Below are 11,964 nucleotides of genomic sequence, written 5' to 3'. Positions count from 1 at the left end.
CGCGCGCTCACCGACCGGTCGCGGCCGGCTCGTCCGCTTCGCGCGGACGCGTTTGCCAGAACCCGCCGTGCATCGTCGCGATCGACGGCGTGTCGTTCCATTCGCGCGGGCCGAGAATCTCGCCGCGCCGCACGTTCGGCAGCACCTGCACGTCGAACACCTCATCGACGCCGTTGAAGAACTGGAGGATCCCGAGCACTTCGCCGCTGCCGGCATCGAGCGCGGCGACGCCAGCGACGAGCGGTTCCTGCCCGCTCTCGATCGGCAGGCCCTGCGGCCCGCGCTTGTCGCGCAGCTTCGACAGGCCGACGAACAGCACACCGCCGTACTCGGCGAGCCCGTGCGTGAAGCCCGGCAGCGTCGCGAGCACATGGATCGCGCCCGTCTGCGGATCAATCTGCAGCACCTGGCCACGCCCGCCTTCCAGCACATGCAGCCGGCCGCCGATCACGCGGGGCGAATGCGGCATCGACAGCCCGGATGCGACGATCCGGCCCGACGGCACTTCCATCACGATGCCGCCGCCGGCCATGTTCTTGCGCCAGCCGAACGGCGCATCGCTTTGCCCGAGCGCGGTCGCATAACGCACCTTGCCTTCGCTGAATGCCATCCCGTTCAGGTGGCAGCGATCGTCGGGCGCCATTGCGGTGACAAACGGCGGTTGCCAGATCGGCGTGAAATTGAAGTAACCGTCAATCACGCAGATGCACGAGTAGCGCGTGTTGACCGCGAGCACCACCTGCTTGTCGAACGCCATGTCGTGCAGATCGAGATCGCCGGTGTAATAGGACATGCGCGGGACGAACATCGCGTCGTAATGGGCGGGGCGCGGCGGATATTCCGGTGCGAGCGTCGACACGTTCGCGAACACCATCAGCTCGTGCGTCGTCGCGATGGCGAGCCGGTTGCCGGCGACCGCCATGCCCATCGAGCGCGGCAGCAGGCAGGCGGACAGCGTCGGAATGCCGTCGTCGACGCCGACCAGCGCGACGCCCGACGGGCGGCGGCTGATCGCGAGCGAGCAGCGCAGCGACGCGAGCACGTCGAGGAAGCGGCCGGTATCGCGCAGGTTGATGTACGGCGCGTCGAGATCGGCGCGTCCGTCGGGCTGCGTCGAGGTCGTGACAGCCTGCTGCGTTGCGGATTCGCTCGTCGAGCGACTGTTGTCGAACTGTTCCACGTCGATGTACCCGTTGGTTGCGCGCCGCTCGCGACGACGGCCGATCGGCCTTGCGCACGTCGCATCGCGGTTCGTTGCGTCCGCACCCGGGTCGCGTTGCACATCGAAGCGCACTCCCCGAATCCAGCTCACACCTACCTAGACGCAACGACTTGCGCATTGCCGCACATTTTTTTGCAATTCACCGCCGAGCGGCCGGCAGCGCAGTCGGCCACCTCGTCGCGGAAGGTGCGATCACGATGCTTCGGGAGAGGAAATGCACGTCAGGGAAGCCGCTGCGCGGCGGCCGCGCCGCTCGCGCACGCAATGAAACCAGGGACGAGATGGCGCGTCGCGCGAACCGGACGCATCGGCCTGTCCATCGGCTGGCGCGCGTCGATCATCGCGCCGTCACTCGACGTCAGTGATGCGGGTGTCGACCGCCGCTCGATGGGCAACACGGAACCTGACACGTCGCACCCTCTCACGCACGCGCGCCGCCCTGCCGCTCACCGGTGCCACCGATACACGTCGGCCGCCCGCCGGCATGCTGCCGGAAGCGGCAAAACTTACGTATTCCGTACGGCAATTAGCTCATCGTCGGCTTCGAACAGGTAACTTTTTATGACATTGAACGGAACTTTCATCCGGATCGGCCGGCGTCCGGCGATCCCGCCGCGATTCCTGCGGGATAGCGGCCGGCCGAACGTCTTGGTGAATGTAACGGGCACACCTACGGTGACACGATGTCGATCGCGACGATACTCAGGCGCTGGCTGGCCGGGATGCGGACCGCCGCACAGGCGGGCGCCGCGGGCAACCGCGTGCGCGGTGCCGGCCGCGCCCGCGCGATGCCGCACGCACGCGCATTGCGCTGGCGCGGGCCGTGGCTGCGCTGGCAGCTGCTGTCGTGGGTCGCGATGACGATGCTCGCGCCGCCATTCTGGTCGATCGGCACGCTGCTGCTGATCAACCCGTCGAGCGACCAGCCGTTCTTCTGGGCCGCGGCGATGGCCATCGTGCCGATCGCGAACGGTATCGCGATCGTCGCCGCGAACCAGCATCATCACCGCACGCCGTTCACCAGCCGTCGCGCGGTCGCCGCGCACTGCTTCGGCGTCGCCATGACGCTCGCGTGCGTGCTGTTCGCGCTGCTGCTGTGGCGCGCGGACGCGATCTCGGCGCTGATCGGCCCGCTCGCGTGGTCGACCGGCGGGCCGCGCGACGCGTCGCTCGCCGCGTGGGTCGCGGCGCTCGTCGCGGGATTCGGATTCTCGTCATCCGCGCATGCCAGCATGCTGCATGCGTGGCTGGCGTTCGAAGCCTGACGGCCGCGCGCCTCGCATCCAGGAACACGACCATGCCTCGACCCGCTCCGCTTCGCATGCGCTTTCCGTCGCACTCGCGCGGCATCGCGCTCATCACGGTGCTGCTCGTCGTTGCGCTGGCGGCGACGCTCGCCGCGAGCGTGCTGTGGCGCCAGCAGGTCGCGACGCGCGATGTCGAGAACCAGCGCCTCGCGACGCAGACGATGTGGGCCGAACGGGCGGCCGTCGAATGGGCGCGCGCGCTGCTGCGCGCGCAGAGCGCGACGTCGACCGTCACGGTGATGGGCCAGACGTGGTCGGCACCGGTTCGCGACGTGCAGCTCGGCGACTTCCTGCCGCCGGATGCCGCCGCGCTGAATGCCGAACTCGCGCGCGCATGGATCTCCGGGCACGTCGAGGATGCGCAGGCGCGCTTCAACCTGACGAATCTCGTCGCACGCAGCGCGCCGGGCAAGCCCTGGCAGGTCAACGGAAACGGCGTGCTCGCCTATCGCCGGCTGCTCGGCGAACTGTCGCTGGATCCAGCGCTCGCGGAGCGCACCGCCGACTACATGCTGCGCTCGCTGCGCGACGCGGCCGGCCCGGGCGGCTGGCCGCTGCAGCTCGTCACCGCGGACGACCTCGCGCGGATTCCCGGCTACGACGCACGCGCGATCGCGACGCTCACGCCAGTCGTGACGGTGCTGCCCGACCTGACGAACGTCAACGTGAACACCGCGCCCGAGCCGGTGCTCGTCGCGGCGATCCCCACGCTGTCGCGCAGCCAGGCACAGCGGCTCGTCGACCGGCGCAACACCGCGTATTTCGTCAATACCGGCGATGTCGCGAACATCCTCGCGCCGCTGCAGAGCAATGCGACGCTGCCGGAAGGCGCGCTTGCCGGCGTCGACAGCGGGTACTTCATCGTCCATTGCCGGATCCACTCGGCGCGCGTCAACGCGCGGATCGACACGCTGATCGCGCGCTACGGGATCGGCGACTTCGCGTGGACGTCGGTGATCTGGGTGCACCGGCTCGCGGGCTGACCGGCCGCGCCGGGGCGCGATCCGGCGCGGCGGCTACGCGATGCGGCGCCCGGTCAGCGGCAACTCGCCGAGCACCGCTGCCGACGTGCGCTGCGCGGCTTCCGCATGGACCGCGCCGGCATGGGGCGCTTCGATATGAACCGCCTCCGCATAATCCAGCGACAGCCGCCGCACGCTCGTCTCGCGTACTTCGCCGAGCAGCCGGTTCCAGTCCTCGATCGACACCAGCAGCGCGATCGGCCGGTTGTATTTCGTGACCATCACGAGCGCCTCGCTCGCATGGCGCAGCGCCTTCGACGGATTGCTGCTGAAGTCGCGCGTCGCCATCGCGATCGTGCGCAGGCTGAAGACGTTCGACGTCGCGTCGTCGCCTTCGTCGTGCAGCAGCCCGTCGACCGCCGCCGCGCGCAGCAGCGCCTGCGACTTCACCGTCAACCGGCTCTCGCGACGCCGGCGGCGCTCGCTGCGCGGATCGACGTGACCCGCGAGCAGCCGCACGGCCTCGCCGAGCGCCGTCGCCGGCAACTGGTCGTAGCGCCGCCACCACGCGGGCGGCAGCGCGATCATCATGCCGGCGTAGGCCATGCGCACGCCGGTCGCGATATGCGACGGCAGCCGGTCGACGTCGCGCGCGTCGAGATCGAGCGCGGCCTGCACCGCGCGTGCCATCACGCCGTACACGTTGTACGCGACCGCCGCGATCCCGCGCGCGAGCAGCACCGCACGCGCCGGCACGTTCGCGAGCGGCCCGTCGTCGAGCACCGTCTCGACGGGCAGCGGCTGCGCATCGCGCCAGCGTCGGCGCGCCAGCCGCATCACGTGCGCCGCGTCGAACTGCGCGGCCGGCGCGTTCGTCAGCACGCTCGCCGCCGGCGTCGTAGCAGCCACCGCGTCGTCGGGCCGCCATTCGATGCGCCGGAACGTACCGACCGAGCCGCCGTCGCCCGGCATCTCGACCGCCTGTTCGTACACATGGCCGCCGTCGAGCGCCCCGCATTCGCGCGGCGCATCGAGCGGCCGCCACCCGGGCGTGCAGCCGTGCTCGCGCACGATCAGCGCGCCGCCCCGGCGCGGCCAGCCGGACAGGATCGCGGCCGTATTGAAGCGGCCGTCGACGATCCACAGTTCGCCCGGCTGCGCCGCGGCGAACAGCCCGGAGGCGAACGCGCGCTCGTGCATGCGGCTCCGTTCGTACGGCACTAGATCGACGATCATGCCGAGATCCGGATCGTAGACGGGCAGCGCGCCGTCGGCCGATAGTGCGGCGCCGTGCGTGCAGCCGGCGGGCCCGGGCGCACAGGCCAGGCCCGCCGGCAGACGGCCGCCGTCGAGCACGCGCAACCGCCAGCCGGCGGCCGGGCCGCTGGCGCCATGCGGCGTCGTCAGCGGCAACAGCAGGTCGACGCTGTCCTTCACGAGCATGCGCCCCCAGCCGGCGCGCAACCGGCTCATCCGGTCGTGCAGCGCGGTGACGGCCGGCGCGAACGCGGGCGAGATCGCCACCGGCGCGGCCGGCTGGCCGTTCGCGTGCCCCGCGCCGGCCGCGAGCGCGACGAGCACATCGACCACGCACGCGAACACCGCCTCGCGGATCTGCTCGCCGTCCGGCTCGTCGTCCAGGTCGACGCCCGCGTCGAGCCACTCGTCGTGGATCGCGCCCTGCATCACGAGCCGCGTCATGATCGCCATCGGGCTGTGTTCGACAAAGCGTTCCAACACCGTGCGTATCACCTGATCACCTCATCGTTGTGGATTGGGCAGCCGCCCGACGCGACCGCCGCACTTGACGTGCCGCCCCGGGTGCCCGAGCATCGCTTCCGAACGGATCGCCGCGCACGTGCGCACCGATCCGCACGCAACGCACGTACAAGGCCCCGGCATGTATGTAGACCCCCGCGTGGCACACGGCCGCGCCCGGCTGGACCTGAGCCGCTCGCCGCGCCTCGTCGCCGACGCGCGGCGCGGGGAAATCGGCGACATCATCGCGAACGGCATTGATACCTATGCCGGCGAGCGAAACCGCCGCAACCTGATGCGCCTGCTCGCGCGCCAGATCGCGCCACGGCTCGCGCGGCTCGGGCTCGAACCGTATGTCGGCGCGCTCGGCGCGTGCGAAGGCTTGTTCGTCAATTTCTCGACGATGAGTGCCGAGCACGGGCTGCGGGAGTTCCAGTTGCAGTTGACGGTGCCTGATCTCGTGCTGCGCAGTTTCGCGACGAGCGTGATCCGGCCGCACGCGGTCGCGCGCTGCATGCAGCGCAACGGCACGCTGACGCTCGCGGCGATCGAGCACGAAACGCGTGTCGCGTTCGTGCTCGCGCGCGTGGTGCGTTCGCTCGCACTCGCCGAACACTGGCGGCAGCTCGCGGTGCCGACCGCGCGCGGGCTGTTCGTCGGTGCGCTGACCGCGAGCGACGACGTGTGCCTGAACACCTATTTCCGGCCCGGCGACAACGACCGGCCGTCGCGCTGGGCCGCGTTCTCGGCGCTGTTCGCCGGCATGCCGGACTGGCGCGCGGCGCAGGTCCGGCACGGCAGCGATCTGTTGCAATGGATGGTCAACCATATCGTGGCGTTGCAGGAATCCGCACCGTTCGTCGAACGCTTTCCGTTTCTGCTCGAACCGCACCGCAGTGCCGGCGACCCGCTCGACGCCGCCTGGGCCGCCGCGCGCGCCAGCGCGCACGACGACGGCCCGGCGTCGAACTGATCGCGCCGGTGTCGGCCCCCCCCGCCGGCGCTCGCCGGCTGCTGCCACGCGCGTCGATCCGGCAGCCGGCCAGGTGCGCCGGCCGCCGGTCTTCGCTGCACGGCCCTCGTAAACAAGGTCGAAGCGGGCTCACGTAACCCGCAGACTTTCTTTCGATGCGCTCTGCGCGGCGGCGCTGCCGCCCGTCAGTGCACGAGCGGTGTGCCGTCCGGCTCCGTCGCGCCGTCGGGCTCCGTCGCGCCGAGCATGCCGAGCATCGCCCAGAGCCACATCACGTCGTAGACGGCCACCGCATGCTCGATGCTCTGCGCGCACCAGCACTCGAACGCGTCGAGTTCTCGTGCGACCACGTCGCCGTTGCGCAGCCACAGCAGCCAGCGAATCGCGCCTTCGCGGATCGCGTCGTCCGCGTCCTGCGCGCGCCGCCCCCGAATGTCCGGTTTCGATATCGTCATGATCACGTCGCCGCCCGAAGCCCAATGCACCCGACCTCCCCGCGCGGATAAACGCGCCCGGGGCGCTTTGCCACACCCGCTCCGGGACCGGCGACGCGCTGCCCGGCCGCGACGCCGCAGCCGGCCGTTTGCCGGCCCTCAAGGATCAAGTCGGATCGGGCGCGCAGAACCCGCACGGCGGCGGGTCGCGGCGTCAATGGAAATCAGGCAGGCGCGCGGCGGACCGCGCGGCGGCGCTCAGCTCAACTCAGCAGCACGATGTTGCCGGGCAGCCGCGTCACGTGCGCGCCGTACAGATGGCCGAGCATGTCGATCACGTCGTCCAGCCGGTTGATCGGAAACTGCGCCTGCATCCGGTTCGCGCCGAGCGACGCGTTGCGCAGCACGACCTTGCCGCGGCGATAGCGGTTGATCTCGTCGATCACGTCGGAGAGCGGCACGCCGTTGAACACGAGCATGCCGCGGCGCCACGCGGTGACGGCGCCCGGATCGATGCGCGCGACCGGCTGCACGCGCCGGTCGTCGTAGGTCACCTGCTCGTTCGCGCCGAGCGCGCGCCGTCCGCCCGGATGATCGAGCGCGACCGTGCCGGACAGGCAGGTCACGCACACCTGGTCGTCGATGCGGCGCACGTTGAAGCGGGCAACCTCCGCCTGCAGCCGGCCGCGGCCGGCGACGACGGTCACCGGCTGCAGCGCGCCGGCACGGCCGGCGACGGCCGGCGGCGCGTCAATTTCGGCCTCGCCGGCCACCAGTTCGACGCCGCGCTCGGCCTGCGTCGCGATCACGTCGAGCCGCGTCTGCGTGTTCATTTCGACCGTCACGCGCGACGACAGCGCGATCTGGCGCTGTTCACCCGTACCGGTGCGGTAGTCCGCGGCCAGTTCGCCGAGCGACGGCCACAGGCCCAGCGGCGGACGCAGCGCGAGCCACGATGCGCCTGCCGCGACCGCGAACCCGACGAACGCACGGCGGCCGGTGCGGATCGCGCGTTCGCGCCTCGCTACCCCGGCCCATGCGTCGCCGCTCGCGCGTTCTTCCTGCGCGAGCTCGGCCGCCGCGGTGCGCAGCGTGCTCCATGTATCGCGCAGCCGGTGCGCGGCCTGCGGATCGTCCGCACACCAACGTTCGAATGCGTCGATATCGGCTGCGCCCGCGTCCCCGGAACGCAGCCGCAGCAGCCACGCGCTCGCGGTGTCGTGCGCGTTGTCGGCGGGATCGGGCTCGGCTTTCGTCATCGTCGAGAGACTCAAAATTTACGGGGTCCGCCGCGCGAACCCGGGTACGAATCGCCTTCGTCCTGCATGCGTTGAAGGCAGTGTTTCATCGCCGCGCTGAGCTCGCTTTCGACGAGGCGCAGCGAAATGCCGAAGCGCTCGGCGATCTCGCGATTCAGCAGGCCGTCGACGCGCGCGGCAACGAGGATCGCGCGGCGGCGCGGCGTCAGCCCGCGCAGCACCTCCTTCAGCGCATCGACCTTGCGGCGCGCGGCGACGATGCGCTCGGGATCCGCGAGCTCGTCGGGCAGTTCGAGCACCCCATCGAGATCGTCCTCGTGAAGATGGCGACGCTCGCGCCGGTACTGGTCGATCGCGACGTTGTTCGCCATCCCCAGAATATAGGCGTCCGCATTGCCGACCTGGGACGACACGTTCGCGTTCTCGAGGCGCAGCCAGGTCTCGTGCAGCGCGTCGGCCGCGCGGTCCTTCGAGCCGGTCGCACGTTCGAGACGCCTGACCAGCGACGCATACTGCGCGGCAATGCGCTTGCGGAGGCCCGTGCGGGTGTCGTCGGTCATCGTCGCCTAGCCTCGCGCGTCCGCCGGGCAGCGGAAATGCACGCCGCGGCCGACCGGGCGCAGCAGGATCGTCACCGGCTGCGGCAACCCGGCGGGCGGCGCCGTGTCGAGCTTCAGCACGCGCAGCGCGCGCAGGATCGCCGCGTCGCGAACGCCAAGACCGCTCGATGCCACGAGGTTGACCGCCACCACCGCCCCCTTGTCGTCAATGCGCAGCTGCGCGACGAGCCGATAGCCGCCCGGCGTCAGTGCCGGCAGCGCGCACAGCGCGTCGATCAGGCGCGCCTGGAGCATGCCCGCAAACGCGCGCCGTTCGTCCGAATCGCCGATGCCGTCGATCGGCAGCGCGCCGCCCGACATCGCGTCCGGCGCATCCGGCGCCGCGTCCCCTGTTGCCGGTTGCGCGACGATGATTGCCTCGTCCGGCCGTGTGAAATCCGCTCGCAGGCCGGTTCCGGCCAGCACGCGTTCGAGCGCGTCGCGCGGCAGGAAATCGCCGGCGATCGGCGCGCTGGTACGCCCCTCCAGCAACGGCGCGGGCGCGAGCACGATCAGCTCGCTGATCCGCGCGAAATCCTGCAACGCCTTCGCGAGCGGCTGTGCCGGCAGGTCGAAATGAACGGTGGTGCCCGGCTGGCGGCCACCTCGCACCGCTTCCTGCGCGCGTGCGAAGGAGGCGATGAACATCAGGCAGAGCGCCAGCGCCAGGACACCGGCCGGCGCCCGTAAACGTGTCATGAATCGATGGCCGGATCGGGAATGACGCGTGGCCGCAACGCGGCCGGCCCCGTGTCCGGCCTTTTAGCAAGCGAACGTCCGATTGTCGGGAGCGACTGTGACAGCGCGGTGAAGCGGCGGCCGGATGGCGGATCGCGATGTGTGGTGGCGGCGCCGCGCGCACGTCGCTCACGGTGCATCGGCCGGCTGCAGCGTTGCCGATACCGTCGCGATGCCGGACTTGCCGTCGTTGCCGGCATGCGCGGCCGTGACGCGCACGCGCTGCTCGCGGCGCGCGCGTTCGAGCCAGTCCATCCATGCGGCGAACGGCACGCCCTTCGCATCGACCTGGATGCCGCCGCCGAGCACCGCCACCCGCGCGCCGGCGATGCCCGCATTCGCGAGCGACGCGGCCAGCGCATCGCGCAGCACAGTGCCGGCCGGCGCGCGGATCGCCGCGGCCGCGCGCAGCCGGCGCACGTCGCCGAGCTGCGCTTCGACGTCGGCAAGCTGCATGCTCAGTTCGGGCAACCGCGCGGCGATCCGCGCGCGACTCGTCTGCGCGGGTTCCCACAACACCGTGTAGCCGAATGCCGCCAGCGCGAGCGCACCGCCCGCCGCGAGCAGCCTGCGCTCGCGCGGCGCGCGTGCGTCGAGCCAGGCCGTCAGCGCGGCGCGGGCCGCGCGGAACCGAGAGTCCATTTCGCGTCATCCTCCTGAACGGACAGGCCCTGTGCCTGCAATCGGCGACGCAAGGCGCCGGCATCGAGCGTCGTGCCCGGCCGGAACGTCAGGTCGAGCGTGCCGTCGCGGTAGTCGAGCGTCGCGACCGCGTCGAACGGGATCGGCGCCAGCGCGCGCGACAGCGCTGCCACGAGCACCAGATAGTCGGACGCGCGCAATTCGCCCGCCGCGCCCCGAAGCCGTTCGAGCCCGGCCCGCATCTGTGCGTGCGGATCGAGTACGGTCGTCGTGCCGGGGAATGCGGCTTTCATGGTGTCGATCATCCGCGCGTTCAGTGCGCTTTCGCGTGCGTGCAGTCGGTATCCGTCGATGTTGACGATTGCGATCGCCAGCACGAGCGACGCCGCCGCGAGGCCGAGCGCGAACCGCCACGGACGCCAGCCCGGCGCGATGCCCGCCGCGCGCGCACCGGATGCGAACTCGAACTGGCACAAATCGAACGGGCAATCGAGCGCGCCGCGCGCGAGCATTTCCCAGGGCAAGGTCCGTGCGGCGAGCGGGAATGCACTGGCGACGGACGATGCGGTTCGCGCCGGTGCGGCAGCATGGGGGGCAGCGGGCCTTCCGGTATCGGTATCGGCCTGCGCGTCGCGCGAGTCGCCGTCGTGCGGCGCGTGGTCGTACGTCGTGACGACCAGCGCATGCACGCGAACCGGCTGGCTGCGCGCCAGTTCGGCAATCACGCCATCGAGCGCCGTTCCATGCGCGGTGAATCCGTAACCGGACAGGCGCTGTCTCACCGCAAGTTCAACCCACTGCCGTTCTTCGTGTGTGTCCCGATCCGCTTCGTCGTGTGGCGTCGCACGGGGCACGATCAGCACGTCGGCTTCGTCCGCCGGGCCCGCGTCGATGTTCGCGGCGGTTTCCGTCACGGCATCCGCTTGCGTCGTCGTGACCGTCTCGGTCGTCACGTCGCTTGCGTGCTCGTCCGGCGGCGGCGCAGATGCGGAGGACGCATCGTCGCGAACCGGCAGGCAATGAATCAACGGCACGACACGCACGCGGCGATGGCCGGCGGTGGCGAACGCGTCGAGCATCGCGCGAAACCGTTCGTGCTCCACCACCGCGACGCGCCGCAGCGACGCCCCCTTGTCTGCCGGTCCGATCGCGACATGGCAGCGCTGCACATCGTCGATCAGAAACGCTTCGACCGCATGCGGCAGGATCCGGCGCAACTTCGCGCCGGTGACGGGCGGCAACGCGACGTCGACGAGCAACGTGTCGCGCGCCGCCATCACGAGCACCGTGACGGCGGCCTGCGGCCATGCGTGCGGCAGCGCGTCGCCCGCGTGCGTGAGCCGCGCGCGGCCGTCGAAGCGCGCATACGGCATCGGCATCGCGGCCCAGGACGCGGCATCGAACACGTCGAGCGGCGGCAACAGTACGATCAGGCTCGACATCGCGCGCTCCAGGACCGTCGCCGTGCGGGCATGCGCATCGCGTCGCTCATGGCCGGCGCACAACGTAGTTGCCGATGCCGGTCGACATGACGGCAAGCTGCACCGTGTCGGACGACAGCGTGATCGTCACCGGCACGTCGATGCTTTCGTCGCCGATCACGATGCGCGATACCGCCCCGCCGCCGCCCGTGTAGCGAATTGATACGCCTGTCACGTCGGCGCTCCAGCGCCGTGCGCGGAACAACTCGTCGGTCATCGGCGACCACGCGCCGCTTTCGGTGCGCTGCAGGAACCGGTAGCCGCCGCTCACCGGCTGCCATGCGATGGCCTGCGAGCGCACCTGCGCCTCGTCGGCGGCGGATTCGAGCAGGCTGGCGAGACGTTGTGCTTCTTCCGCGAGATCGGTCCGGCGGTTGCGCGACGGCGCGAGCGCGACGACCGCGACGAGCAGCCCGGCAATCACGAGCACGACGAGCATTTCGAGCAGCGTGAAACCCGCCGCGCGCCGGAGAAAACGCGGTTGCGTCCCGCGCTGCCGGGCAGCGTGTTGCGGGCCGCGGCGACGGCAACCGCAGTCGACCGTGGCCGAGGCCACGGCCGGCATGCGGCGCGCGCCGGACACGCGACC

12 protein-coding genes are annotated in these 11,964 nt (G+C 70.9%); 3 read left to right on the top strand and 9 right to left on the bottom strand.

Annotated elements, in window-relative coordinates:
* Positions 1–7: 7 nt before the first annotated feature.
* The gene (locus BX604_RS16360; protein ID WP_257146340.1) at positions 8–1,294 is read right to left on the bottom strand and encodes a TIGR03032 family protein; all 1,287 of its coding nucleotides are present in this window, start codon (positions 1,292–1,294) and stop codon (positions 8–10) included.
* 611 nt (positions 1,295–1,905) lie between these two features.
* Here BX604_RS16360 and BX604_RS16355 point away from each other — a divergent pair.
* A complete protein-coding gene (locus BX604_RS16355; RefSeq protein WP_098551707.1) occupies positions 1,906–2,487 on the top strand; it encodes a hypothetical protein in 582 nt (193 codons plus the stop codon).
* Between the two features lie 32 nt (positions 2,488–2,519).
* Positions 2,520–3,512, top strand: coding sequence for a type II secretion system minor pseudopilin GspK (gene gspK / locus BX604_RS16350; RefSeq protein ID WP_098551706.1), 993 nt, complete (start codon positions 2,520–2,522; stop codon positions 3,510–3,512).
* 33 nt (positions 3,513–3,545) lie between these two features.
* On the opposite strand, the gene BX604_RS16345 is transcribed toward gspK, so the two are convergent.
* Positions 3,546–5,231: a type II toxin-antitoxin system Phd/YefM family antitoxin gene (locus BX604_RS16345; protein ID WP_179894817.1), complete on the bottom strand. Its 1,686-nt coding sequence runs from the start codon at positions 5,229–5,231 to the stop codon at positions 3,546–3,548.
* Positions 5,232–5,391: 160 nt separating this feature from the next.
* Here BX604_RS16345 and BX604_RS16340 point away from each other — a divergent pair, with 160 nt between their 5' ends.
* Complete coding sequence (locus BX604_RS16340) at positions 5,392–6,222, top strand: hypothetical protein (protein WP_098552916.1); 831 nt, start codon at positions 5,392–5,394, stop codon at positions 6,220–6,222.
* 185 nt (positions 6,223–6,407) lie between these two features.
* Here the strand turns inward: BX604_RS16340 and BX604_RS16335 are convergent, their stop codons facing one another.
* The 7 genes from BX604_RS16335 to BX604_RS16305 form a co-directional block, all read right to left on the bottom strand.
* Positions 6,408–6,677 (bottom strand): FecR/PupR family sigma factor regulator, encoded by a 270-nt coding sequence (locus BX604_RS16335; protein WP_098552915.1) that lies wholly within the window; start codon positions 6,675–6,677, stop codon positions 6,408–6,410.
* Between the two features lie 242 nt (positions 6,678–6,919).
* Entirely contained in the window at positions 6,920–7,915 is a 996-nt protein-coding gene (locus BX604_RS16330) for a FecR family protein (protein WP_098551705.1), read from the bottom strand.
* An 11-nt stretch (positions 7,916–7,926) separates the two neighbouring features.
* A complete protein-coding gene (locus BX604_RS16325) occupies positions 7,927–8,475 on the bottom strand; it encodes an RNA polymerase sigma factor (protein ID WP_098551704.1) in 549 nt (182 codons plus the stop codon).
* A gap of 6 nt (positions 8,476–8,481) precedes the next feature.
* Positions 8,482–9,213: an STN domain-containing protein gene (locus BX604_RS16320; protein ID WP_098551703.1), complete on the bottom strand. Its 732-nt coding sequence runs from the start codon at positions 9,211–9,213 to the stop codon at positions 8,482–8,484.
* 168 nt (positions 9,214–9,381) lie between these two features.
* Complete coding sequence (gene gspM / locus BX604_RS16315; protein WP_098551702.1) at positions 9,382–9,894, bottom strand: type II secretion system protein GspM; 513 nt, start codon at positions 9,892–9,894, stop codon at positions 9,382–9,384.
* The gene (gspL, locus tag BX604_RS16310; protein WP_143748048.1) at positions 9,858–11,432 is read right to left on the bottom strand and encodes a type II secretion system protein GspL; all 1,575 of its coding nucleotides are present in this window, start codon (positions 11,430–11,432) and stop codon (positions 9,858–9,860) included. The genes gspM and gspL overlap by 37 nt, the downstream gene beginning before the upstream one ends.
* Positions 11,383–11,940, bottom strand: coding sequence for a GspH/FimT family pseudopilin (locus BX604_RS16305; RefSeq protein ID WP_098551700.1), 558 nt, complete (start codon positions 11,938–11,940; stop codon positions 11,383–11,385). Before BX604_RS16305 ends, gspL begins: the two co-directional genes overlap by 50 nt.
* Between the last annotated feature and the right edge of the window lie 24 nt (positions 11,941–11,964).

The sequence above is a fragment of the Burkholderia sp. JKS000303 genome (assembly GCF_002563755.1).
GTDB classification, from domain to species: Bacteria; Pseudomonadota; Gammaproteobacteria; order Burkholderiales; family Burkholderiaceae; genus Burkholderia; species Burkholderia anthina_B.
This window is presented reverse-complemented; position numbering and strand designations above follow the sequence as displayed.